The organism is Grimontia sp. SpTr1, from assembly GCF_947387585.1.
In the GTDB taxonomy this organism is placed as follows: domain Bacteria; phylum Pseudomonadota; class Gammaproteobacteria; order Enterobacterales; family Vibrionaceae; genus Enterovibrio; species Enterovibrio indicus.
The window spans coordinates 1-23,715 of record NZ_CANDOD010000012.1 but is presented as its reverse complement, the minus strand read 5'-3'; the positions used below and the strand labels follow the sequence as shown (position 1 = coordinate 23,715).

Annotated in this window: 21 protein-coding genes and 4 tRNA genes; 14 read left to right on the top strand and 11 right to left on the bottom strand. The window is 51.0% G+C overall.

Annotation, left to right across the window (positions count from 1 at the left end):
• Positions 1-2: 2 nt before the first annotated feature.
• The 7 genes from panB to thpR form a co-directional block, all read right to left on the bottom strand.
• Positions 3-797 carry a 3-methyl-2-oxobutanoate hydroxymethyltransferase gene (gene panB, locus QL223_RS16575; protein WP_002537440.1) on the bottom strand — a complete coding sequence of 265 codons (795 nt, stop codon included), beginning with the start codon at positions 795-797 and terminating at the stop codon, positions 3-5.
• A gap of 50 nt (positions 798-847) precedes the next feature.
• Positions 848-1,330 (bottom strand): 2-amino-4-hydroxy-6-hydroxymethyldihydropteridine diphosphokinase, encoded by a 483-nt coding sequence (gene folK / locus QL223_RS16570; RefSeq protein WP_002537441.1) that lies wholly within the window; start codon positions 1,328-1,330, stop codon positions 848-850.
• A complete protein-coding gene (pcnB, locus tag QL223_RS16565) occupies positions 1,327-2,730 on the bottom strand; it encodes a polynucleotide adenylyltransferase PcnB (protein ID WP_083939849.1) in 1,404 nt (467 codons plus the stop codon). Before pcnB ends, folK begins: the two co-directional genes overlap by 4 nt.
• A gap of 68 nt (positions 2,731-2,798) precedes the next feature.
• Positions 2,799-3,671, bottom strand: coding sequence for a tRNA glutamyl-Q(34) synthetase GluQRS (gene gluQRS, locus QL223_RS16560; RefSeq protein ID WP_039849734.1), 873 nt, complete (start codon positions 3,669-3,671; stop codon positions 2,799-2,801).
• A 74-nt stretch (positions 3,672-3,745) separates the two neighbouring features.
• Positions 3,746-4,195, bottom strand: coding sequence for an RNA polymerase-binding protein DksA (dksA, locus tag QL223_RS16555; protein ID WP_002537446.1), 450 nt, complete (start codon positions 4,193-4,195; stop codon positions 3,746-3,748).
• Positions 4,196-4,326: 131 nt separating this feature from the next.
• Positions 4,327-5,037: a DNA/RNA nuclease SfsA gene (gene sfsA, locus QL223_RS16550; RefSeq protein ID WP_002537447.1), complete on the bottom strand. Its 711-nt coding sequence runs from the start codon at positions 5,035-5,037 to the stop codon at positions 4,327-4,329.
• Between the two features lie 30 nt (positions 5,038-5,067).
• Entirely contained in the window at positions 5,068-5,655 is a 588-nt protein-coding gene (gene thpR, locus QL223_RS16545; protein ID WP_002537449.1) for an RNA 2',3'-cyclic phosphodiesterase, read from the bottom strand.
• A gap of 13 nt (positions 5,656-5,668) precedes the next feature.
• Between thpR and hrpB the strand changes: the two genes are divergently transcribed.
• Positions 5,669-8,125: an ATP-dependent helicase HrpB gene (gene hrpB / locus QL223_RS16540; RefSeq protein WP_281545346.1), complete on the top strand. Its 2,457-nt coding sequence runs from the start codon at positions 5,669-5,671 to the stop codon at positions 8,123-8,125.
• A gap of 10 nt (positions 8,126-8,135) precedes the next feature.
• Positions 8,136-10,481 (top strand): penicillin-binding protein 1B, encoded by a 2,346-nt coding sequence (mrcB, locus tag QL223_RS16535; protein ID WP_002537451.1) that lies wholly within the window; start codon positions 8,136-8,138, stop codon positions 10,479-10,481.
• Between the two features lie 267 nt (positions 10,482-10,748).
• On the opposite strand, the gene QL223_RS16530 is transcribed toward mrcB, so the two are convergent.
• Together QL223_RS16530 and QL223_RS16525 are read right to left on the bottom strand one after the other, a co-directional pair.
• Positions 10,749-10,824, bottom strand: a tRNA-Thr gene (locus QL223_RS16530).
• 50 nt (positions 10,825-10,874) lie between these two features.
• Positions 10,875-10,950 (bottom strand) — tRNA-Phe (locus tag QL223_RS16525).
• Positions 10,951-11,311: 361 nt separating this feature from the next.
• Here QL223_RS16525 and QL223_RS16520 point away from each other — a divergent pair.
• Genes QL223_RS16520 through QL223_RS16465 form a run of 12 tightly spaced genes read left to right on the top strand, consistent with a single transcriptional unit; the run spans position 11,312 to position 23,241 of the window.
• Positions 11,312-11,590 carry an STAS domain-containing protein gene (locus QL223_RS16520; RefSeq protein ID WP_002537453.1) on the top strand — a complete coding sequence of 93 codons (279 nt, stop codon included), beginning with the start codon at positions 11,312-11,314 and terminating at the stop codon, positions 11,588-11,590.
• Between the two features lie 31 nt (positions 11,591-11,621).
• Positions 11,622-11,981 carry a response regulator gene (locus QL223_RS16515; RefSeq protein WP_002537454.1) on the top strand — a complete coding sequence of 120 codons (360 nt, stop codon included), beginning with the start codon at positions 11,622-11,624 and terminating at the stop codon, positions 11,979-11,981.
• Positions 11,982-12,003: 22 nt separating this feature from the next.
• Entirely contained in the window at positions 12,004-14,076 is a 2,073-nt protein-coding gene (locus tag QL223_RS16510; RefSeq protein WP_002537456.1) for a chemotaxis protein CheA, read from the top strand.
• A 9-nt stretch (positions 14,077-14,085) separates the two neighbouring features.
• Positions 14,086-14,592: a chemotaxis protein CheW gene (locus tag QL223_RS16505; RefSeq protein WP_046304369.1), complete on the top strand. Its 507-nt coding sequence runs from the start codon at positions 14,086-14,088 to the stop codon at positions 14,590-14,592.
• A 9-nt stretch (positions 14,593-14,601) separates the two neighbouring features.
• On the top strand, positions 14,602-15,075 hold the full coding sequence (locus QL223_RS16500) for a chemotaxis protein CheW (protein WP_002537459.1): 474 nt from the start codon (positions 14,602-14,604) through the stop codon (positions 15,073-15,075).
• A 5-nt stretch (positions 15,076-15,080) separates the two neighbouring features.
• The gene (aer2, locus tag QL223_RS16495) at positions 15,081-17,468 is read left to right on the top strand and encodes an aerotaxis transducer Aer2 (RefSeq protein WP_281545345.1); all 2,388 of its coding nucleotides are present in this window, start codon (positions 15,081-15,083) and stop codon (positions 17,466-17,468) included.
• Between the two features lie 2 nt (positions 17,469-17,470).
• A complete protein-coding gene (locus QL223_RS16490; protein ID WP_002537461.1) occupies positions 17,471-18,322 on the top strand; it encodes a protein-glutamate O-methyltransferase CheR in 852 nt (283 codons plus the stop codon).
• 42 nt (positions 18,323-18,364) lie between these two features.
• The gene (locus tag QL223_RS16485; protein ID WP_039849735.1) at positions 18,365-19,012 is read left to right on the top strand and encodes a chemotaxis protein CheD; all 648 of its coding nucleotides are present in this window, start codon (positions 18,365-18,367) and stop codon (positions 19,010-19,012) included.
• Positions 19,012-20,055 carry a chemotaxis response regulator protein-glutamate methylesterase gene (locus tag QL223_RS16480; protein WP_002537465.1) on the top strand — a complete coding sequence of 348 codons (1,044 nt, stop codon included), beginning with the start codon at positions 19,012-19,014 and terminating at the stop codon, positions 20,053-20,055. Before QL223_RS16485 ends, QL223_RS16480 begins: the two co-directional genes overlap by 1 nt.
• Positions 20,048-21,220, top strand: a complete 1,173-nt coding sequence (locus QL223_RS16475; protein WP_002537467.1) for a methyl-accepting chemotaxis protein — start codon at positions 20,048-20,050, stop codon at positions 21,218-21,220. The genes QL223_RS16480 and QL223_RS16475 overlap by 8 nt, the downstream gene beginning before the upstream one ends.
• Positions 21,221-21,228: 8 nt before the next feature.
• Positions 21,229-21,528 carry an STAS domain-containing protein gene (locus tag QL223_RS16470; protein ID WP_002537468.1) on the top strand — a complete coding sequence of 100 codons (300 nt, stop codon included), beginning with the start codon at positions 21,229-21,231 and terminating at the stop codon, positions 21,526-21,528.
• A 21-nt stretch (positions 21,529-21,549) separates the two neighbouring features.
• Positions 21,550-23,241 (top strand): SpoIIE family protein phosphatase, encoded by a 1,692-nt coding sequence (locus QL223_RS16465; RefSeq protein WP_046304363.1) that lies wholly within the window; start codon positions 21,550-21,552, stop codon positions 23,239-23,241.
• Positions 23,242-23,514: 273 nt separating this feature from the next.
• Here the strand turns inward: QL223_RS16465 and QL223_RS16460 are convergent.
• Both QL223_RS16460 and QL223_RS16455 read right to left on the bottom strand, forming a co-directional pair.
• Positions 23,515-23,590 (bottom strand) — tRNA-Asn (locus tag QL223_RS16460).
• A 47-nt stretch (positions 23,591-23,637) separates the two neighbouring features.
• Positions 23,638-23,713, bottom strand: a tRNA-Phe gene (locus QL223_RS16455).
• Positions 23,714-23,715: the final 2 nt, after the last annotated feature.

Sequence of the window (23,715 nt, the reverse complement as noted above, 5' to 3'; positions counted from 1 at the left end):
CCTCAGTTAAACGTCTGCTCTGGGCCAGGGAACTCGCCGCTTGCCACTTCTTCAATGTAACGGGACACAGCCAGACGCATGTCGCCCGTTTCTTTCAGGTAGTTTTTGGAAAAACGTGGGATGTAGTTAGCAGAGATGCCGAACATGTCGTGCATCACCAGAATCTGGCCATCCGTCGCATTACCTGCACCGATACCAATGACAGGTACACGGACAGCGTCAGTGATGCGCGCTGCCAGCGCTTTTGGCACACATTCCAGCAAGATAACCTGAGCACCGGCTTTTTCGAGCGCCAGTGCGTCCTGAACCATTTGCTCTGCTTTTTCCTCTTCGCGGCCCTGAATTTTAAAGCCACCGAAGATATTAATGGATTGAGGGGTCAGGCCAAGGTGCGCACATACAGGCACAGCGCGTTGGGTCAGCATGGTGATGGTATCAGCTAGCCAAGCGCCGCCTTCCACTTTCACCATGTTGGCGCCGGCTTGCATTAGAACTGCTGCGTTCTTGCAGGCTTCTTCTGGCGTGGCAAATGACATAAATGGCATGTCGGCCATCAGAAGGCTATTTGGGCTACCTGCACGCACACTGCGCGTGTGATAAGCGATTTCGTCAATCGTGACTGAAAGGGTGTCACTCTTTCCTTGCAAAACCATGCCTAGTGAGTCGCCAACCAGCAACACAGGCATTTCCTGCTCTTCAAATAATTGGGCAAAACTGGCGTCATAAGCAGTTGCCGAAGCAAATTTACGTCCTTCCTGCTTCCATGCCATTAAGGTACTAATCGTAATTTTTTTCATCTTGTCTCCCAAACCCTGCTTGTTTTGTTTCGGTGCCTAGGCGAGTGTGCTTACGCGAGGGCAGTCAGGCCGTTTTTATCCGTGACGGCGACCAGCTCTGCGACAGCACTGCCATCAGGCAGCTGCAAGTCAGGGGCTATTTCGGCGAGAGGGTAAAGCACGAATTCACGCACTTTCATCCCGTAGTGTGGAACGGTTAACCGTTCACTTTCCAGCTGGAGATCCCCATACAGCAGGATATCCAAGTCCAGAGTTCGTGGTCCCCAGCGTTCTTCTTTACGCTCGCGGCCAAACTCCAGCTCAATACGCTGTGTATGATCAAGAAGATCTAACGGTTGAAGCTCGGTGTCAATGGCTGCAACCGCATTCACATAATCGGGCTGGTCGGCGGGACCCATCGGCTTACTGCTATAGAGCGAAGATGTACAGACAAAGCGGGTACCTGGTAGATGTTTCAGTGCCTCAATCGCATGTTGGGCTTTTTCTACCGGATTACCTAAGTTACTGCCTATAGCAATGTAAGCGCGGATCATGATTCTGTATTCGACTTCGGTTTAGGCTTTCGGCTGCGAGGCTTGGTTTTGCGGCGACGTCGGGTCTTTTTCGCTGCACTGGCCTTGTTCAGCACCTGCACCATGTCATGGCGATCGTCACGGTTCGCTCTTTGGAAGTCATCCCACCAGGTGGCGAGCTCTTCCAGTTGTCCGCCTTCAATTTTGCCACGCATTTCAAGGAAATCGAACGCAGCGCGGAACTTGTTTTGTTCCAGCAGTTTGTAAGCGCGGTTACCTGAGCGGCGGCTCAAGCGAAGCTGCAATTGCCAGATATCGCGAATCATTGCAGTGAAGCGGCGCGGGATCGCGATGCTCTTCACCTGCTCATCCAGAATGTCATTGGCCGCGACCATAAAGGCGTCGTAGTAGCTCAGGCCACTTTCGAAGGCGATTTCTTCTGCGCGGGTTTCCAGCGGGTACCACAGCATAGCGGCATACATAAAGGCTGGGTTGATGCGCTGGTCATTGGCGACGCGATCGTCGGTAGATTTCAGTACCAGCTCCAACATCTTCTCGCATTTACTGCTGCGATCTTCGGTGAAATGCTCATCAAGGATCGGGAACAGTGGCGAAAAGAGATTGTAGTCACGCAGCAGGCGATAGGTATCCAAGCCGTTGCCGGATTGCAAAAGCTTGAGGCTTTCTTCAAACAGACGGGCGGCAGGAATATCACGAAGCAGGTGAGCCAGCGCAGGAATTGGTGCGGCTGTCGCTTCGTTAATTTGCATGTCGAGCTTCGCGGCAAAGCGCACTGCACGCAGCATACGAACCGGGTCTTCACGGTAACGGGTTTCCGGATCGCCAATCAGGCGGATCACGCGGTTTTTCAGGTCTTCAACACCACCTGCATAATCGCGTACCGAGAAGTCATCAATGTTGTAGTAAAGGGCATTGACGGTGAAGTCACGGCGCTCTGCATCTTCATCGATGGTGCCGTAAACGTTGTCACGCAGCAGCATGCCGTCATTCGACTGGCTGGCAGACTTATCACCTTTATCAGCGCCGTGGTGACCACGGAAGGTCGCCACTTCAATCACGTCACGACCGAAGAGAATATGTGCCAGACGGAAACGGCGGCCAACCAGGCGGCAGTTTCTGAACAGCTTACGCACTTCTTCCGGCGTCGCGTTGGTCGCGATATCGAAATCTTTTGGCTGTTTATTCAGCAGCAAATCACGCACACCACCACCAACGAGGTATGCTTCAAAGCCTGCTTTATTCAGGCGATAGAGCACCTTCAGCGCATTTTCGCTGATATCTTTTCTTGATATACCGTGCTCTTGGCGTGGAATAACTTCTAGCTTCAGGTCATCAATCGCGCGTGTTTTATTATCGCGATTCAATACCTTACGGCAAAAGCTGGTAACTCGATTAAAGATAACTCACCTCGTATCTGACAGGTCGGGCCATAAAAACGACGGCATATGATATATCACCGCTCCGTATTTTAGAAAGCTGTAATCACTTCCGTCTCATTTGGCAGCTTGCTTATCTGCCAGTTTTTCTCGCCCCAAAGGAGCAATTCTTCCACCGGTGCCCCCTGTAATTCAGCAGGAACAGGGTGCCCTAAAAATGCCAATGCAGCTTCAAGGGCGGGACCAGGATGGGTATTGTCGATGGCCGGTGCATGGTTTTGCTTAGAAAGCTTATTACCGTCGGCGTTGAGTGCAAGTGGCAAGTGTAAATAACTCACCTGAGGTGCGCCCAGTTTTTGATAAAGAGAAACCTGTCTTCCCGTCGGCTCAATAAGATCCGCGCCACGAACGACCTCTGTGACACCTTGATGAATATCGTCCATTACCACCGCCAGGTTGTAGGCATAAAGCCCGTCACGGCGCTTAATAATGAAGTCTTCCGCTGCCATCGCAGGGTCGAGTGGCATCACACCATGTTTGATATCAACAAACTCTGTCACCGGGCTATCAATGCAGACACGAACAGCAGAACCATCAGCGCCCAGTGTCCTTTGTCGGCAAGTGCCAGGGTAAATGCCACCGGCGTCTTTTATCTGGCGTCGGGTGCATTGACAGAAGTAGGCTTCACCATTTCTTAGCCAGTGCTCGATCTGCGCTTGATAGGCATCGTAGCGGTCATGCTGGTAAAGGATGCCGTCATCCCAATGAAGGCCGTAGGCGTCCAGTGTTTTGAGAATGGCATCAGCCGCCCCGGCGACTTCCCGTGGCGGATCGATATCTTCGATACGAACCAACCAGTTACCTTGATGGGCTTTAGCCTGAAGGTAGCTTCCCAGCGCTGCCACTAAGGACCCAAAGTGTAGGGGGCCTGATGGCGAAGGGGCGAATCGCCCGACGTATTGCATTTTCTGTTTCTCTGAAAAAGGAAAAAGGGAGCCTTAGCTCCCTTTTTGCCATGAATCTCGGTAAAGCGGTAGGCTTAGCCTGCCATTTGCTTTTCTTTGATTTCTGCAAGGGTTTTGCAGTCAATACATAGATCCGCAGTAGGACGGGCTTCAAGGCGACGTACACCGATTTCAACACCACAAGAATCACAGAAACCGAAATCATCGTCTTCCAGACGCTGAAGGGTTTTGTCGATCTTCTTGATCAGCTTGCGTTCGCGGTCGCGGTTACGCAATTCCAGGCTGAACTCTTCTTCCTGTGCCGCACGGTCAACAGGATCAGGGAAATTAGCCGCTTCGTCTTGCATGTGATGTACAGTACGGTCAACTTCTTCCCTAAGCTGATTACGCCACGCTTGGAGGATTTTACGGAAATGATCAACTTGTTGATCATTCATGTACTCCTCGCCAGCCTTCTCTTGGTAAGGTTCTAACCCGGCCGTAGCCAGGATGCCCAGCGATTTTTTAACTTTGCTCTCTGGCATTAAGCGTTCTCCTAAATACACCCTGACCTGCTCGGTCAAAAGAGGGCGGTATCTATATCAGAAACCCTATAACGAGGCAATCTTTGTTTTTGCCTCTTGTCATCCCAGTGTGAAGATGTCTACATTTTTTCTCAATTCTGGGAGAACGGGACCCGTTTATTTATGCTCATATGGACTGATGAAAGTGTCGTTTGGTAACACAGAATTTCCACACCAAGTGCTTGAGCGTCTATAAGTAGCTGATTATAGACCGCATCTATGTGTTTTGCCGCTGACACCTTCTCAATTCCAGAATGAAGCACGGCAAAAAACAGCACCGCGCGTTTTCCTTGTTGGGCGAGCACGCCCAATTCCCGTAAGTGTTTCTGACCCCGAGTGGTGACAGTATCCGGGAAGAAGCCTTGTCCATCTTCTTCCAATAACGTGACACTTTTCACCTCTATATAGCAGTCTTCTTTGTCCGGTGATTGAAGCAGGATGTCGATGCGGCTCTTCTCTTCACCATACGGTACTTCGGTACGAAGGGTTTCATAACCCTGCAATTCCGCCACCACATCCTCTTTGATCGCTTCCACCACCAGACGATTAGCCTGTGCAGTATTGATGCAAATAAGGTGCCCGTGTTGAGTTTCTGTCAGCTCCCAGCTGTTGGCATATTTGCGCTTGGGGTTGTCAGAAGTGGAATACCACACGGTATCCCCCGGTGTGGCGCAACCTGTCATGGCACCTGTGTTCGCACAGTGCATGGTGACTTCAGAACCATCCGTCAATGTCACGTCGGCAAGAAAACGTTTATAGCGACGGATTAAGGTGGCCGGTTGTAATGGAGGGTCAAATTTCATGGTTGTCCTTGATAAATATACCGACGAACATCAACGGGTTAATGTCCAACGATTCAGGCATTGATAATGTACGCCGTGCCCATTTTCAGCCGGTACTGATGCATAAATGCCGAAGTGATAAAAAGTGAGCGGCGTTCGGAGCGAGCGTCGGTTTTCTGTCGGTCTGGCTCGGCGCGCTAAGGTGATGTGCGGCACGAAATTATGTTCTGCAGAGCGACCTAAGATCTTGGCGGCAGCCTCCTGCAGCTGGCTGGACAATGCGCTTAACGTGGCATTCTCCTCAATCCCGAGCCAGAGGATGCCCTGTTTGGGGAATTCGCCGGTTTCTGTGGTTTGGGTAGAGATGGCTGGAAGCGATATTTTATCTGCAACCTCACACAGCGAGCGATAGGCAGGACTGTCGACTTCGCCGAGAAACGCCAGGGTAATATGGAGGTTCTCATCGGGAACGGGCCGACCGCGCTCGGCTAGCGTTTGCTTGAGCGCAACAATGGTGCTGCGGCTGTTGGCGTTGTGCGTGTCGCTTAAATCCAAAGCGAAGAAGAGTCTTCGCGTTTCCTTGCTCAACGTCCTGCATCCTTGCGTGATTTGGGTATACTGTTCGCGTAATTCTGACATAAAGGCCTTTCCATTGTCACAGCTCCCTATCGACAGCGTCTTAGAAGACGTGATCTCCGCACTGACCCAATCTTCGCAAGTGATTCTTAAAGCGCCGCCGGGGGCAGGTAAATCGACAAGATTGCCGCAGGCGCTGCTGGAGAAAAATGTCTTCGAAGGAAAAATCATCCTGCTGGAACCCCGTCGTCTAGCGGCAAGAAACATTGCCCGCTTTCTGGCTTCCCAGCGCGGTGAGAAAGTGGGTGAGACGATAGGTTTACGTGTGCGTGGAGAAACCCGTGTCAGTGACAAAACCCGCCTTGAGATCGTCACTGAAGGCGTACTGACAAGAATGATCCAATCTGACCCAGAACTCGACGGTGTCAGTTTGGTTATCTTCGATGAATTCCATGAGCGCAACCTTCATGCGGATCTTGCGCTGGCGCTCTCTTTGGATGTACAGGGCGCGCTTCGTGATGATTTAACCTTATTGGTTATGTCAGCGACACTGGACGATGCAGCGCTAACGACCCTGCTACCTCAAGCGAGAGTACTGACTTCCGAAGGGCGAAGCTTTCCGGTTGAAGTGCGTTATCAGCCGATCGCCAAACAATACGGCTATGAGGGTTTAGTGGCGTCTGCCGTTGCGAAATTGATGCAGGAAGAAGAGGGCTCAGCGCTGGTGTTCTTGCCAGGCGCAGGGGAAATCACCCGTGTGGCCGAAGTCTTGGAAACGAAAGTGCCCCATGGTGTGATGGTTTGCCCATTGTTTGGTCAGATGAATGCCAAAGAACAACAGGCGGCGATCGCACCAGCATCGAAAGGCCAACGTAAGGTGGTACTTGCAACCAACATTGCTGAAACCAGTTTGACGATTGAAGGCATTCGCTTGGTGGTGGATTCAGGGCTTGAACGCGTGGCGCGCTTTAACCGCAAAACTGGCATCACCAAGCTCGAAACGGTGCAGATTGCGCGCTCGTCTGCGATTCAACGGATGGGGCGGGCAGGTCGCTTATCAGCAGGCCTTTGTCTTCGTCTTTACAGTGAAGACTCGTTCCAGCGGATGCGGGCAGTTCCAGATCCAGAAATCGTTACCAGTGACTTGATGCAACTGGTGCTGGAAATCGTGCAGTGGGGCTGTGCGCCGGAAGATTTGCAATGGCTTGACCTGCCGCCGACCCAACATTGGCAGCAAGCCGTTACCCTATTGCGACAGCTGGATATTCTCGATGAACACAATGCGCTGACGCACAAAGGCAAGCAGGTGACTGAGCTGGGAACAGATGCCCGTCTTGGTGCAATGCTTATAGCGGCAAAGGTGTTTGGTGAGGAAGCCACTTCCACAGCCTGCTGGTTGGCAGCTTGGGCAGAAGAACCACCGCGAGGCAAAGCCGACCCTGATTTGCGCCTTCAATTGATGATGGCAATGAAAAAGCCGACCTGCCGCCAGCGTGCCGGACAATTGGCTGCAAGAATGAAGTGCTCCCTGTCAGAGGATTTATCCGGTGACTGGTTGCCCATCCTTGCTGCCGCGGCGTGGCCGGATAGGATTGCCAAATCCCGCGGCAACAATGGTCGCTTCTTATTAAGTAATGGGCATGGGGCGCAAGTCGATGCCGATCATCCACTCTCAGGGGAAGAAGCGTTAATTGCGGTGGACTTAATGAGTGTGGCGCAGGGTGATAGCCGCATTTTTACCGCCGTGCGTACGGATTTCTCAACGTTGCAAACCCGTCTGCCTTCACTGTTTTCTGAACGCGAATGGGTAGACTGGGACGAAAAGAAAGGCGCGTTGGTTGCCGAGAAACACCTTTGCTGCGGTGACATCGTTGTCGCTAAAAAAGCGATAGCACGATTAAGTGATGACATGCTGACCCGCGCGCTGATTCAGGCGATTAAGCGAAAAGGCGAAACATCATTACCGATGTCAGACAAAGCGGTAAGCCTTTTGAACCGGGCGCGATGTGCGCAAAGCTGGGAATTAGCCATTTCGCTGCCTCCGCTTGATGAATCTGCGCTGTTGGGGTCGCTCGACGATTGGCTGGCACCGTTTATGAACGGTGTTCGTAGCTTGAAGGATTTGAAGAAAATCGACTTCTTCAGTGCACTGGAAGCTTGGTTTGGCTGGGACATCACCAAACAGCTTAACCAATTGCTGCCGGAAACTTACGAAGTACCAACAGGCTCACGCTACGCTATTCGCTATCAACAGGGACAAAAACCGGTCTTGGCGGTCAGAATGCAAGAGATGTATGGTCAGGCGACATCACCGACTATCGCCGATAGCAAAGTGACTCTGGTGGTTGAGCTATTGAGTCCGGCACAAAGGCCGCTGCAAATTACGCAAGACTTGGCAGGGTTCTGGCAAGGCGCTTACCGCGAAGTGCAGAAAGAAATGAAAGGGCGCTACCCGAAACATGTGTGGCCAGATGATCCAGCAAATCATCAGCCGACACGATTAACTAAAAAACACTTTAAACCGGAAGCCTGAACCAGACTTCATGACAAAAGAAACTAAGAACACCAAACCCCGCACGCGACGCAAAACGGCGAGCCCGCGTGGTGGCAAGAAAAAAACGGCCTCAGCGAAGAAAGGCTGGGGCAAAAAACTGCTCTCCTTTGGCTTTAAATGCACGCTGGTTTTTCTGGCAGTCATGGCGATTTGGGGGATTTATCTGGATAGCAAAATCCAGGAACGCTTTGACGGGCAAATCTGGCAACTGCCTGCCGTGGTATATGGCCGCATTCTGCATCTTGCACCCGGAGAAGCCGTTACCATTGATTCGCTGAAGCGCGAGCTCGACATCCTCAACTACAAGCGTGTGCGCAATCCAAGCCGGCCGGGTGAGTATTCCGCGTCGAAAACCCGCGTCGAGATTATCCGTCGTCCTTTTGAGTTTGAAGACGGGCCGGAGCAGGCGCAACACGTGATGATCTCCTTTTCTGGGGAAGGCGTGCAAAGCCTGAAGCAGCTCGACAGTGGTAAGCAACTGGGTTATCTACGAATTGAACCCAAGCTGTTGGGCACCATGGAGTCGAACACGGATGAGCAGCGTATCTTCCTGCCTCGTGAACGATTCCCTGAGTTTCTGGTTGATGCGCTACTGACCACGGAAGACAGAAACTTCTATCACCATGATGGTGTATCTCCTCTTGCGATTGCCCGTGCATTGGTGGTCAACCTCAAAGCAGGCCGAACGGTGCAGGGAGGTTCAACTCTCACCCAACAGCTGGCGAAAAACCTGTTTCTCACCCGCGACCGCACCTTGTGGCGTAAAGCGCAGGAAGCTTATATCGCCGTGCTGCTGGACTATCGCTACAGCAAAGACCGACTTCTCGAAGCCTACCTGAACGAGGTGTATCTGGGTCAGGCACGTGGCAAGGGAGTCCATGGTTTCCCTTTGGGAGCGCGCCTTTACTTTGGTCGTCCAATTGAAGAGCTCAGTATTGATCAGTTGGCGTTGCTGGTGGGTATCGTCAAAGGCCCTTCGTACTACAACCCTTGGCGCTATCCAGAGCGTGTGCAGGAAAGGCGTGACCTTATCCTTCGTATGATGATGGAAAGTGGTGTTATCTCTTCTGGTCAATACGCAGAAGCTGCGGGGCGCAAACTCGGTATTCAGAAATCCCCGAGCATTAACAGCCGACAGCCTGCTTATTTTGAACAACTGACCCGCGAAATCCGCGAGCGCGTTGGCAGCCAATTCAATCCAGAGAGTGGCCTCCGCGTGTTCAGTACGCTAGATCCTTTGTCTCAGTCGATCATCGATAAAACCGTGGTTAAGAAGGTTGATCAACTAAAGAAAGTTGCCGGAAAAGATCTGGAAGCGGCAGTGGTGATTGCAGACCGCCAAAGTGGGGAGATTCGTGCCATGGTCGGTGGCAGCCGTCCTGGTTATGCGGGTTTTAACCGGGCACTCAATGGTAGCCGACAGATTGGCTCGCTTTCCAAACCGGCAGTGTATCTGGCGGCATTGTCAGATCCTGACAAATACAATCTGGCGTCACCATTGGATGATAAACCCATTGTGTTGAAAGGCGATCAGGGCAGCGAGTGGAAGCCGCGCAACTACGACCGAAAATTCCGTGGGCAGGTGCCTTTGCTCAAAGCGCTGGCGCACTCTTACAACATTCCGACGGTTAATCTCGGTTTGGCTGTGGGCTTGGGAACGGTCATTGATACCTATGAAGAACTGGGTGTCGACCCCGACCAAATCACCCGTGTGCCGTCATTGCTTCTCGGAGCATTTACCTTGACGCCGATGGAAGTCACGCAGATGTTCCAAACCATCGGCAGTGGCGGACGGAAAGCTGATTTAACAGCGTTGCGTGCAGTCGTTACCCGTGATGGTCAGGTGCTTTACCGAAATTGGCCGAAGTCGAGTCAGACAGTCTCTGAGCAGGCAAGCTGGCTGACCATGTACGCGATGAAGGAAGTGGTAAGAACCGGAACTGGCCGTTATCTCAACCCCTCATTTGGCTGGGCAGGTCTTGCGGGTAAAACAGGCACCACAGACAACAACCGTGATAGCTGGTATGTCGGCATTGATGGCCGTGAAGTGGTCACGGTCTGGCTAGGCCGTGATGATAACAAGTCGACCAAACTGACTGGCTCATCCGGTGCTTTGCGTTTGTATGCGGATTACATCAAAGCAAGGCAACCTGAGCCTTTGACGCTGAACTGGCCTTCTGAACTTGCCAGCGTGCCGTATCAGGTCAGGGAAGGGCAGTTTGTGACTGATTGCTTCAGCGAGAGTAAGTTGCCAATGTGGGATCCGAAAGGCCATTGGCGCAAACGGTGCGACAAGCCCGACCCGGTAAGCTGGCTGCAATCGATATTTAACTAATACCAATCGTAGTAAATATCTGCTCGCCCTAGCTTGTTAAAATGCTCGATAACTGCGTTGTAAAATTTGATTGTAGAATAGCTACTTATCGAAATTTTCCGCCTTGTTCTCGAGCATTTTTCCTGCGCTATTTCTGATCACCTACCTACTGTGATTGGTATAATTCCAGAAGGGGTTGGACGAGCGTTCAACCCTTTTTTCTTTTGGCTGATGATAAATTGCAGATACAAAAAAGCCTCGTCAATGACGAGGCTTTTTCGTTTTAGATGGTGCCGGCTACCGGAGTCGAACTGGTGACCTACTGATTACAAGTCAGTTGCTCTACCAACTGAGCTAAGCCGGCACACAAACCGTGGAAACGTTGCTGTTGTATCTGCACCATTTCACTGAATATGGTGCCTCGAGGCGGAATCGAACCACCGACACGGGGATTTTCAATCCCCTGCTCTACCGACTGAGCTATCGAGGCAACGGGCGCCATTAAATAGCAGAGCCGGGTTCTTGTCAAAATAATTTCTCACTCAAATCGTTCGACTGCTGCTTTTTTGCTTTATTTGGTGTGAATTGCATCGCACTGGCTGAGCTTTGACCTGTTTTCATTGTAATGTGATGGGTTTATCACTTCTTTCCCGCTGGCATTCACTTTCTGAAAACTGAAAATCCATCGACCTCCATGACAGGGTTTCTGGTCAAAGGTGTCGGAATATTTACCGGATGTCGCACTTTAAATCCAATTGGTTAAAAAACTTTCATTTTTCCCATTATTGCTACACTTAGTGGTACATAAAACTTTTCGACGTAAGTCAATTGTTAGGGGAGGGAATTCTGCGATGGGATTCTCATTGGGGGAACAACTAGACATTACACAGGTGATGGACCTAAAAGATCGCCTGCAAGCCGAATTAGAGAAGTCAGACAGCTTGCTGATCGATGGTAGCGAAGTATCACGTGTTGATGCACCAGGATTACAACTCCTACTTACCGCCAGAAACCTTTGCCACAACCAATCAATCAGTTGGAAGTGGGAAGGCGCGTCCGGTGAATTGGTGGGAGCAGCAAAAACATTAGGATTGGTTGAGCCGTTAGGTTTAGTCGATTTTGCTGAGTAAGTTTTTCAGGTAGTTCAATCAGGGTGACAGTATGCGAAAAATTCTAGCTGCGGACGATTCTGTATCTATTCGTCAAATGGTAAGCCACACGCTCAAAGAAGCGGGCTATCAGGTAGAAACCGCCAACGACGGCGCTGAAGCGCTGCAAAAAGCCAAGTCGGGCCAATACGATGTCATTATCTCCGACGTCAACATGCCAAACATGGATGGATTGGAATTTGTCCGTCAGGTACGTGCTGTACCGCAATATAAATTCACACCGATTCTGATGCTGACCACTGAAACGTCGGCAGAGAAAAAGAGTATGGGTAAATCTGCCGGCGCTACTGGCTGGATTGTTAAGCCGTTCAACCCTGACACTCTGTTGAAGACTCTACAACGCGTTATTTAAGTGTTCCACCAAGGAGATCGCTATGGCTTTGGACATGGACCAACTGCGCCGGATTTTCTATGAGGAGTGTCGTGAGAACCTTGAAGTCCTGGAGCGTGAGCTGCTTGCCCTTGACCCGGATGCAGACGTTGATCTTGATATTATCAACACAATTTTCCGGGCTGCTCACTCGATAAAAGGCGGTGGTGCGACCTTTAATCTCAATGAGATCAGCCAGTTTACTCATGTCATGGAGACACTGCTTGACGAAGCCAGGGAAGGGAAACGTCGTCTTGATGCTGCTACCATTGATTTGCTCCTCAAAGGGGGCGATTGCATCAACAGCATGCTGGTGGCTTATGAAACTGATACAGACTTCGACCACGTATTAAGAGACGCACTGACTGACCAATTGAACGAGTTGCTTAATGGTGGCCCGACTTCCGGTGGTGCAACTCCTGCAACCGAAGCGGAAGAGCCAACGACAGAGCAGAGTGGTGGCGCGGGCGATTGGGTCGTATTTTTCCAGCCTCACAAAGAGATGTTTTTCTCGGGCAACGATCCGGTTCGAATCCTTCGCGAGATGTTCGACCTTGGCGCTGACTGTATTATCGAATGTATTCAGGACAAGTTGCCGACCCTCGGTGAAATTGAGCCTGAGATGTGCTATCTCAGCTGGAAAATCACCGTCGACAGCGTCATTACCCGTGATCAGATTGAAGAAATCTTTGAATGGGTAGAAGACGAATGTGATTTGGAAATCACTCAGGCGGAAGGCGTCAAGGTGGAAGAGCCTGCTGTTGAGCAGGCAAGCACTGAATCTTCGGCGGCACCAGCAGAAAACTCGCCAGAACTAGCGGCCGCAGCCAAACCAAAAGCGCCTGCGAAAGCACCAGCATCCAAAGCCGATGCAGTTTCCTCCATCCGTGTTGAGATCGATAAGGTCGACAATCTCATCAATCTTGTCGGTGAGCTGGTTATTACACAGTCCATGCTCACTGAACTCAGCCAGAATTTTTCTGAAAGCAAACTTGAACGCCTGCAAGCAGGGTTGGATCAATTGCTGCAAAACACCAAAGAGCTGCAGGAGAGTGTGCTGAATATCCGCATGCTCCCTATTAGCTTTGCGTTTAACCGCTTCCCGCGCCTCATCCGCGACCTGTCTTCCCAATTGGGTAAGAACGTTGAATTGATCATCGAAGGTGAGCAAACCGAACTCGATAAGACCGTGCTGGAGCGAATCACAGACCCATTGGTTCACCTGGTGCGTAACGCGGTTGACCATGGTTTGGAAGCGCCGGATGTACGCGCTTCTAAAGGGAAATCCGAAACAGGACGCGTCAATCTTTACGCCTATCATCAGGGCGGATCCATCGTCATCGAAGTGCGTGATGACGGTGCCGGTCTGAATAAAGAAAGAGTGTGGAAAAAAGCCATCGAGAAGGGCTTGCTGCATGCCGACACGTCGATTGACGATCTTTCCGATCACCAAGTCTACAACCTGATCTTCGCGCCGGGCTTCTCAACGGCAGAAGTGGTCTCTGATGTCTCTGGCCGTGGTGTCGGGATGGACGTGGTGAAACGTAACATCGAAGATCTTGGCGGTCACATTGAAGTGGACTCCAAGCCTGATGAAGGCAGCGTGTTCCGCATCAGTCTGCCACTGACGCTGGCTATTCTTGATGGTCAATTGGTCAAACTGGCTGATCAGGTGTTTGTCGTCCCACTGATTTCGATTATCGAATCGATCCAGATCGAATCGGATCGTGTCAAAGTCGCGACTGGCGGCGTTGAGCTCTATCGCCTGCGGGACGAAAACATTCCCATCCTTCGCTTGAAAGAAGAGTTTTGCCTTGGTGAATCGGGCGCGCTCGATAAGCAGCTGTTGTGTCTGGTGGAAGCGGGTGGCAACCGTATTGGATTGTTGCTTGATGAAATGCTTGGGCAGCAACAGGTGGTGATTAAGAGCCTCGAGTCTAACTACACCCGTGTCAACGGGATCTCGGGGGCGACGATTCTTGGTGACGGTTCCGTTTCCCTCATCCTGGATGTGCAGGGGTTGATGACGGGGTTCCTGAGTCGCGTCGGTGACGCCAACAACCATATTGCGGCATAGGAGGAGCAAATGAGCGAGCAAGCCCTGGCTGTAGCAGAGAGTAAAGAAGGCGTGATGGAAAGTGAGGACAGACTGCAAGGTTCTGACTTCCTGAGCTTTGATCTCGCCCATGAGTTGTATGGCGTTGACATCCAAACTGTCGAAGAGATTCGCGTTTGGGAATCACCCACACTCATTCCACGCGCTCCCGAATTTATTCTCGGCGTGATCAACCTTCGCGGGATGATCGTGCCGATTATGGATCTCCGTGTGCGCTTCAATATCGGCAAAGTGGAGTATCTGCCCACGACCGTGGTGCTGATCCTCAAAGCGGGTGAAAACGCAGGCCATCGCATGATGGGGATTGTTGTTGATGCCGTGTCGGACGTGATCGACATGGGAAACAACAACTTGATCCCACCTATCGGTGACTCTGTTGTGATGCCGTTTGTCAGCGGCTTACTGAATGTGGATGCGCAGGTGATGAGCCTCCTGGATGTGGATGCGCTGCTCGATATCGACAACCTGGTGCATTAAGGAGGGGTTATGTCAGAAGACGTTATGGAATACCTCAGCTTCCTCATCGATGAAGAAGAATATGGATTGAACATCCTTGATGTGAAAGAAGTACGTGGATGGTCAGAAGTCCGAAAGCTCCCGAATAGCGAAAGCTATCTGTTGGGCGTGCTTGAACTGCGCGGGGAATACATTCCCATTGTGGATCTCAGGCAGCGTTTCAGCATGGATCCGTCCGTGCTCAGCAAAACCACCGTTGTGGTGATTGTGCGAAATGCCAAAGGCCAGTCCCTTGGCGTCATTGTGGATGCGGTTGCTGAGGTTTATCAGCTTTCAGCAAGCCAAATAAAGTCTGCACCCGGCTTTGTGAAAATCGATGAGCGGTACATCGAAGGTATCGCCTCAGTAGATGGTAAGCATGTGGTGTTAATCCGTTTAGAAAAACTGTTCGATTTTGACGAGTTGCATGAAGTAACGCAGCCAGATCTGGTTAGCGAGGAATAACAATTATGTCGTGGTGGAAGAAAGAGCAAGCAGCTGCAGCTGAAAACACACAAAAAGATCAGGGTTTAAAGGCGCACATTGTGTCCGCACTGGACACAGCGCAGACGGCGCTGATGATGGTCGATCGTGATTTTAAGGTCTTCTATGTCAACAACAAATCGGTGGAATTGTTGAAGACGCATGAAGCCCTTTTCCGATCGAAATGGCCGAGCTTCCGTGCGGACAAAGACTGGATTGAAGGAACCTGCATTGACATGTTCCATTCCAATCCAGCGCACCAGCGACAGATGCTCTCGAACCCGGCGAATCTTCCCTACGAAACCAACATCCAGGTAGAAGATGTCACCCTTAAGCTTGTTGTTGGTGCCGTCACCGACGAGAATGGTGATTACATCGGCAATACGCTGGAGTGGGATGATATTACCGAGGATCTGAAAGCGGACAATGAGCGCGCCCAACTGCAAGCGGCGATTGATCAATCACTGACGGCGATGGTGCTTATTGACCGAGACTTCGCCATTACTTACATCAACGAAGAAACTGTCAGGTTGTTCGAAACTCATCAAGCGTCATTTAAACAAGTCTGGCCTGGCTTCATGGCGACGAAAGACTGGTTAATGGGACGCTGCATTGATGAATTCCACAAAAATCCTGCTCACCAGCGCCAGCTGCTTTCTGACCCCAATAACCTGCCCTATAAAACCGATATTCAGGTTGCTGGCATCGTCATCGAATTAAACGTAGCAGCTATTGTGGATGCCAGTGGCAATTATATCGGTAACAGCCTTGAGTGGCGCGATGTGACCGCTGAGCGTGAGCGCGAAGTGGAAGTTGGCCGCTTAGTCTCTGCCGTTGAAGGCATGACCACTAACATCATGATGGCGGATAAAGACGGCAACATAACCTACTACAACCCTGCATTGAAGAACCTGCTCCGCAGTCGCGAAAGCGACCTGCGCGGTATCTTCCCGGGTTTTCAGGCTGATAACTTGGTGGGTAAAAATATCGATATCTTCCATAAGAACCCGGCGCACCAACGTGGGATTATCGGTAACCCCGATCGCTTGCCGTACACCGCAGAGATCAAAGTCGGCGAGCTTGAGTTCACCCTGACCTGTATCGCGATGTATGACGCAGCAGGAAACTACATTGGCCCTGCGCTGCAATGGGAAGACATCACTGAGCAAATGGCAGGTCAGCGCGATGTTCAGGGGCTGATTGAAGCTGCTTCTGAAGGGCGTCTTGATTCCCGCATCGATACTTCAAAATACAGCGGTTTTATGGCGAACCTCAGTGAGGGCATAAATGGCCTGCTCGACTCTATGGCTTCGCCGCTGAATAACTGCAAGGACGTCATGTCCCAAGTGTCGACCGGTAACCTCAAAGTGAACATGCCGGAAGACTATAAAGGCGACTTTGCCCAACTGAGTGATGCAGTGAATACCTCCATCACTAACCTTCGCGACATGGTGGAAAAAATCACGGCTTCTTCAGCGCGTGTGGCGTCGGCTTCCGGTGAAATTGCAGAAGGTAACTCAGACCTGAGCGAGCGTACTGAAGAGCAGGCAGCAAGCCTTGAAGAGACTGCCGCCAGCATGGAAGAGATGACCTCAACCGTGAAGCAAAATGCAGAAAGCGCCAATTCTGCTAACCGCTTGTCGCAAGATGCAAGCACCAAAGCCCAGAAAGGCGGTGAAGTGGTGAAACAGACCGTGCAGGCGATGGGTGAGATTAACAAGGCAAGTAAACGCATCTCCGACATTATCAGCGTAATCGATGAAATTGCCTTCCAGACCAACCTGCTGGCACTGAACGCTGCAGTAGAGGCGGCCCGAGCCGGTGAACAGGGTCGGGGCTTTGCGGTCGTTGCAGGTGAAGTTCGTAATCTCGCACAACGAAGCGCGGGGGCAGCGAAAGAAATCAAAGACCTCATAAAAGACAGCGTCGAGAAAGTATCTGAGGGCTCAAGGCTGGTGGATGAGTCCGGCGAAATGCTCAACGAGATCGTGGACGCCGTCGGTGAAGTCAGCACCCTGATTGGCAAGATCAACTCCGCAAGTCAGGAACAGGCGACAGGTATCGATGAAATATCGAAAGCCGTGGTCAAGATGGATGAGATGACCCAACAAAATGCAGCATTGGTGGAAGAAGCCTCTGCGGCGAGCCAATCGCTCCGTGACGAGGGCAGTGAGCTTCTCAATCTGATTGGTTTCTTCCAGGTCGACAGCAGCAAAACGGGCTTCGGCGTCAGCAAAGAACCGATCAAAAGCTTCACGGGTAGTGCACCTGCCGCGCCGAGAGCACCAGCGCCTGCTCCGGTTAAAAAGGCGGTGAATGCGCCAACGCCTGCTGCATCGCCGACGTCAGATGAAGATGACTGGGAGGAATTCTAACAGTGAACGCCATTCAGGCGCTGAGCCAAATCGAAGAGCAGCGCGAGTTTGAGTTTACTGATAAGGACTTCAAGTTCATTCAGGACTTTATGCTCAGGGAGACGGGGATTTCTCTCTCTGAGCGTAAAACTTCGATGGTCTACGGTAGGTTGGCGCGCAGACTCCGTCGAACCGGGTTGGACAACTTCAAAGATTATTTCTACCGGGTTGAAAATGATCTTGATGAGCGGGTGGCGTTTATCAACGCCCTCACGACCAATAAAACCCAGTTCTTTCGCGAGAAGCATCACTTTGACTACATTGTGAACACCATGGTGCCAGAGTGGCAGCAGCAGAAAAAACGCCGTATCCGGATTTGGTCGGCAGGCTGCTCAACCGGTGAAGAGCCTTATACCATCGCGTCGACATTAGCGGCATGCGGCGTATTAACGCCAAATTATGATTGCAAGATTTTAGCGACGGACCTCGACACGCAAGTACTCGAAGTGGCGAGAAACGGGACGTACGGCATTGAGGCGATGAAGGCCATCCCCGACCTAATGCTTAAACATGGATTCATTCGCGGTAAAGGCAAGAAGCAGGAGCTTTTGAAAGTGAAGCCCTCGTTGCAACAGGCCATTACGTTCAAGCAATTGAATCTGATGGGGAACTGGCCCCACAAAGGCCCGCTTGATGCCATTTTCTGCCGTAATGTCATGATTTACTTTGAGAAAGACGTTCAGCAGATGCTGATAGAACGTTATTGGGAAAAGCTCGCCAGCGGCGGCATTTTATTTATCGGTCACTCAGAAAGCATCGGACAGATGGGAAGCCGGTTTGAGAACCTGGGTCAAACCATGTTTCGCAAACCCTGACTTCAAGATCCTGAGCAGCATTAACATCGAGTAGAGCTCCCTATGCACAAGATTTTGGAGCTTACCGGTTGTCCGATTGGGGCAGGGGCGAGGCGTTTTTATCACCCCGGTAAGCAAATGATGATGGTAAAGATTCAGCCCGGGGAAGTGTATGTCACCACCGAGCGTGAATTGATCTCGACCGGGCTGGGATCCTGCATCTCTGCGTGTGTGTGGGATCCCTTCATCGAACTTGGTGGAATGAATCACTTTATGTTGCCGTTTGGAGATGCCGACAATATTGAGGGATGGGATCCGACTCAATGGCGCTCCAATGCTGCGCGATATGGCAACTATGCCATGGAGCTTTTGATAAACACCTTGATCCAGCAGGGCGCTGTTAAAAGCCGACTGCGGGTAAAGCTCTTTGGCGGTGGCATGGTAATGGGGACGGGCAAGCAAGCCAATGTGGGTGAGAAGAACATTGAGTTCATCCGAAATTATGTGAAAAACGAAGGTCTGAATCTGGCAGGAGAGGATTTGGGCAGCGAGTTTCCACGAAAGGTGGTTTTCGATCCGATCACGGGAAAAGCCTGGGTCAAAAAACTGCGTGGATATCGTGCAGAGGTAGAAGCAGAAGAGATCAGCTATAAACGTCGCCTGGTCAATGAGGCGAAACGAGATGATGACGACAGTGCGGAGCTTTTCTAATGGGAAAAAAAGTACATAGAGTACTGATTGTCGATGACTCTGCCGTATTTAGAGCATTGCTCAGTGAAATTATCGATTCAGATCCTCAACTTGAGGTGGTGGGTTCCGCGGTTGACCCTTATGAAGCGCGGGAAAAAATCAAAAAACTCAAACCAGATGTGATCACCTTGGACATTGAAATGCCCAAGATGGATGGCGTGCAATTTTTGCGTAACCTGATGCGTCTTCATCCTATGCCGGTAGTGATGATATCCACACTGACCCAACATGGAGCAGATGCCACGCTGGCAGCGCTTGATTTGGGAGCAGTGGATTATTTTCCCAAACCGACAGAAAACGTGGCCGCAGAGATGGGTAACTACCGTCAACTGGTCATTGAGAAAGTGAAAATGGCGGCAACGGCTAACATTGCTGGCGCCACACACCGCAACCAAGGACAGATCAGTGTTTCTGGCCGCCAACTCGATTCAGACTTCGACATTATTGCTATTGGTGCTTCAACAGGCGGGACAGAAGCTATCCGGCATGTTCTGGAAGCTTTGCCCGAAATGATGCCGCCGATTGTTATCACCCAGCACATCAAAGCGCTGTTCAGTAAATCTTTTGCCGAGCGGCTTAACCGTGCCTCCAAGCTCCATGTTGAAGAACTTTCCTCTGATAAAGCGCCGCTTGTAAACGGGCGGGTGTATGTCGCACCCGGTGATTTTCACATGCAGGTCGTTAAACGCTCTGGTCGCTACTACTGTGTGAGAAGTGACGGTGAGCCAGTGCAACGCCATAAGCCGTCTGTTGATGTGATGTTTTCCTCTGTGGCGGAAGCAGCAGGTAGCCGCGCGCTGTCGATTCTGCTTACAGGCATGGGCAAAGATGGCGCTCAGGGCATGTTGGAAATGCGACATGCCGGTGCGGTGACTGTTGCGCAGGATGAAAAGAGCTCAGTGGTTTGGGGCATGCCAAAGGCAGCAGTAGAAATAGAAGCAGCACAACAAGTGCTGCCTTTAGAAAAAGTCGCGACTTACCTAGTAGGCAAAGTATATGGGTAAACAAAGTGTGAGATGGTTCATCGCATTATTGGGCATTGCAGCGGGTTGTTATCCGCTGGTCATTGCACAAACACCGTTAACGATATCTGCAGCGGTCATTGTGTCTTTGGCTGTGTTGTTGTTGGTCAAACAAGATGGGAAGGTGGAGCACGTTGAGGCAGAGTATACCGTTGAGGTGCCGCAGGATGACAATAGTGTCTCCTATGAATCAACGGCTATTCTGCGCAAGATTCACAGCATCCTTAACATTGAATTGATCCCGATTCGGGAGCAACTCGACAGGCAGCAGGAAGTGATTAACGACTCTGTGCACAACCTGAACTCGAGCTTCTTTGGTATGGAGCGTGCAGTAGGGGAGCAATCGACTCTGGCAAAACACATGGTGACAGATCTGCTGAACAATCAGGAAAGTGAATTCAACCTAGCCAAAGTGTTGCCTGAAACCGAGCAGGCCATCGATCAGTATATTGATCTTTTGGTGCAGGTATCAGAGAAGTCCATTACGGCGATTCACTGCATTCATGACATGTCGGAAAAACTGCAAGCGGTGTTTGGTCTTCTTGATCAGGTGCAGGCGATGTCTGACCAAACCAATCTGTTGGCGTTGAATGCGGCGATTGAGGCAGCCCGTGCAGGTGAATTGGGCAGAGGCTTTGGTGTTGTGGCGGCAGAGGTTCGCGATTTGGCAAACCGTGCGACGTCACTCAACAGTCAAATCCACCGTGACATCAACCTTGCGCAAGACACGGTGAAACAGACCAGCGCAATTGTGGGTGAGATTGCCACTCTTGATATGACGACATCAATTGAATCTAAAACACGCATTGAATCCCTCTTAAAAGGGGTTCAGGAAGTCAATCATCAGGTCACGCTGGAGATTGGCAAGATGACTGAACAGGGGGATGCGGTGCGTGCTGAAGTATCGAAGAGTATTCAGGGCCTGCAGTTCGCGGACATCGTGTCACAGCAGGGTCAACACGTATTGAACAACCTCCACATTCTGGAAGACCTGAACGCCCTCATCATGGCGAGCTTGGAGTCTGGCAATGTGGATTGGGTCGCGCTGCACCAAGCAGTCGACGATATCGAAGAAATGGCTGGCTCAGCGGAGCGAGCACCGGCAAAACAAATGTCTGCAGATGAAGGCGACATCGAATTGTTTTAGGAGACACTATGGCCATCAGTCGTGAAGAAAAAAATGACGGCAAGTCAGTCGTAATCCATGTTAACGGGCAATTTGACTTCAGCGTTGTACAGGAGTTTCGGGATGCCTACACCGATTGTCAGGGCAAGGATATCGTGGTCGATTTTCGCGGTACCGAATACATTGATAGTGCGGGACTTGGCATGCTGCTGAATATGCAAAGCTTCCTCAATAAAAAGGAAGGCGATATCCGCCTGATCAACACCATGCCACAGATAAAACGTGTGTTGGTGATCGCCCGTTTCGAAAAGAAATTTATCATCGAGTAATTCGATTTTCGGAGGTGGCGGGTGAAAGCGTTAATTGTTGAAGACGAAGTCTCGCTGCAATGCTTCCTTGAGCACGTACTCAAGGATGAATTTGAAGAGTTGCTTATCGCGGATAACGGTCAGATGGCATTGGATATGCTGGAGTCGCTCGACGAGCTGCCCAATCTGGTCATCATGGATGTCCTGATGCCAGTGATGGATGGGTTTGAAGCGGCCAAGCAAATCCGCATGCGTTATAAATCCCAGTATTTGCCGATTGTGTTTTTGACCGGAATTACAGATAACGATGCCTTCAACCGTTGTATGACGCTGGGGGATGACTTCCTGACCAAGCCGGTCAGCCGCACTACCATTGTGGCCAAAGTTCGCGCCCACTGCCGTAACATTCGTTTGTATAACGAGGTTTCTGAACAGCGTGACAAGCTCAAGCATTTTCAGGCGCACACCCTGTATGAGCACACTATGGCAGAAACCATCTTCAGTAACCTGATGCAGGCCTGTTATCAGGAAGCGGAAGGGGTTGAGTTTTATACCAGCTCGTTCACCAACTTCAACGGTGATGTTGTGCTGGTCACGCCAAGACCTCAAGGTGGTATTTATGCCATGCTCGCGGATGCGACCGGCCATGGCCTACCTGCCGCCATTTCGACTATTCCTGCCACTAAGGCGTTTTTTGCCATGACTAAACACGGTTTCGCTCTGGGCGACATCGTGAAAGAAATGAATGAAACGCTGAAAAAATTTCTTCCTCCCGGCATGCTGGTCGCCGCTAATTTGCTCGAAGTGTCTGCCAATGGGCTCGAGGTGAATTGGTGGGGTGGGGGAATGCCGGACGGCTACCTGCTCGATAAACATGGTGACATCAAGGCAAGACTGCCGTCTGCGCATATGGCGCTGGGGGCGATGGATTCTGATGAGTTTGAAGCCAATCTCGTTGCGCTGCGTTTGGATGAAGGGGACAAGCTGTTTTTCTTCACTGATGGTGTCATCGAAGCGCGCGATGCTGACGGTAGAGAGCTGGGCGAAGAAGGACTGGAAGCGATCTTTTCAGACAACATGCCAAGCATCATCGACGTCACGCGCGACCATGTGGGCAATTTCACCAAAGGTGGTGGTGTCGGGGATGATATGTCGATGCTTGAAATGACAGCCCCTATTTTCAGTCGCGTTGAATTGCAGCCAGGCGACCCGGACTTTTACGACAGACGCTCTCCCGCTCAGCTAACGGTTTACTTTGGTGCCAATGAGCTTAGAAAGGTCAATCTGGTGGGAGAAATCCGCCGCATGCTCAAAGGCACGCTGGGAAGCAATATCGATCTGGATTTGATGTGTACCATCATGTCGGAACTTGCCAATAATGCGTTGGAACATGGCCTGCTGAAACTGGCCTCTGATCTGAAAGTCGATGATGAAGGTTTTCTGGATTACTACATCGAGCGTCAGTCCCGTCTTGATGCGTTAGACAGCTTCGCTTTTATGGAAGTTGGGATCTCGTTTAATCCGGTTAAGCGTGAACTTACTTTTTACGTCTCGCACAACGGGGAAGGCTTCTATTACGAAGAAAGTGACAGCACACTCGAAGACTCCGTTGCCCGCTGTGGCCGCGGGATTGCCTTGGTGACAGAGCTTTGCGAAGACTTTTCCTATCTTGATGAAGGACGCACCGCGCGAGGCACATTCCGTTTATCAGCGGGCATGGAATACAACGCTTAAACGTCAGAAGGGTAAAACTGAGACGATAAAGCCTGCTATCACAAGCAGGCTTTCTTATTGGTGCAGTCTTTCGTCAGTGACATTTCGCCAATATACAGACGAAAAAAAGCCAGTCTTTCGTCGGGGACGCCTAGTTTAGGCTTCTTAAGTGGCTCCCCCTGCTGGACTGAACCGGGCCGCGCAGGTGGGGCGGCCTTCCGTCAGCGACATATTGGCGCAACACGCCAATATACAGACGAAAAAAAGCCCAGTCTTTCGACTAGGCTTCTTAAGTGGCTCCCCCTGCTGGACTTGAACCAGCGACATACGGATTAACAGTCCGCCGTTCTACCGACTGAACTAAGGGGGAATTGTATGTTGTCGATAAGTTATCTTATCAAACACCATTTTTAATAATGGTGCCTCGAGGCGGAATCGAACCACCGACACGGGGATTTTCAATCCCCTGCTCTACCGACTGAGCTATCGAGGCAA

Bases quoted from the DNA above. Each gene is read 5' to 3' on its own strand.
- QL223_RS16475 (WP_002537467.1), top strand. From the start codon at position 20,048: ATGGGTAAACAAAGTGTGAGATGGTTCATCGCATTATTGGGCATTGCA.
- gluQRS (WP_039849734.1), bottom strand. From the start codon at position 3,671: ATGCAATACGTCGGGCGATTCGCCCCTTCGCCATCAGGCCCCCTACAC.
- QL223_RS16485 (WP_039849735.1), top strand. From the start codon at position 18,365: ATGCACAAGATTTTGGAGCTTACCGGTTGTCCGATTGGGGCAGGGGCG.
- mrcB (WP_002537451.1), top strand. From the start codon at position 8,136: ATGACAAAAGAAACTAAGAACACCAAACCCCGCACGCGACGCAAAACG.
- QL223_RS16505 (WP_046304369.1), top strand. From the start codon at position 14,086: ATGAGCGAGCAAGCCCTGGCTGTAGCAGAGAGTAAAGAAGGCGTGATG.
- QL223_RS16515 (WP_002537454.1), top strand. From the start codon at position 11,622: ATGCGAAAAATTCTAGCTGCGGACGATTCTGTATCTATTCGTCAAATG.
- aer2 (WP_281545345.1), top strand. From the start codon at position 15,081: ATGTCGTGGTGGAAGAAAGAGCAAGCAGCTGCAGCTGAAAACACACAA.
- dksA (WP_002537446.1), bottom strand. From the start codon at position 4,195: ATGCCAGAGAGCAAAGTTAAAAAATCGCTGGGCATCCTGGCTACGGCC.
- QL223_RS16480 (WP_002537465.1), top strand. From the start codon at position 19,012: ATGGGAAAAAAAGTACATAGAGTACTGATTGTCGATGACTCTGCCGTA.
- sfsA (WP_002537447.1), bottom strand. From the start codon at position 5,037: ATGAAATTTGACCCTCCATTACAACCGGCCACCTTAATCCGTCGCTAT.
- QL223_RS16520 (WP_002537453.1), top strand. From the start codon at position 11,312: ATGGGATTCTCATTGGGGGAACAACTAGACATTACACAGGTGATGGAC.
- thpR (WP_002537449.1), bottom strand. From the start codon at position 5,655: ATGTCAGAATTACGCGAACAGTATACCCAAATCACGCAAGGATGCAGG.
- QL223_RS16500 (WP_002537459.1), top strand. From the start codon at position 14,602: ATGTCAGAAGACGTTATGGAATACCTCAGCTTCCTCATCGATGAAGAA.
- QL223_RS16510 (WP_002537456.1), top strand. From the start codon at position 12,004: ATGGCTTTGGACATGGACCAACTGCGCCGGATTTTCTATGAGGAGTGT.
- panB (WP_002537440.1), bottom strand. From the start codon at position 797: ATGAAAAAAATTACGATTAGTACCTTAATGGCATGGAAGCAGGAAGGA.
- folK (WP_002537441.1), bottom strand. From the start codon at position 1,330: ATGATCCGCGCTTACATTGCTATAGGCAGTAACTTAGGTAATCCGGTA.
- QL223_RS16470 (WP_002537468.1), top strand. From the start codon at position 21,229: ATGGCCATCAGTCGTGAAGAAAAAAATGACGGCAAGTCAGTCGTAATC.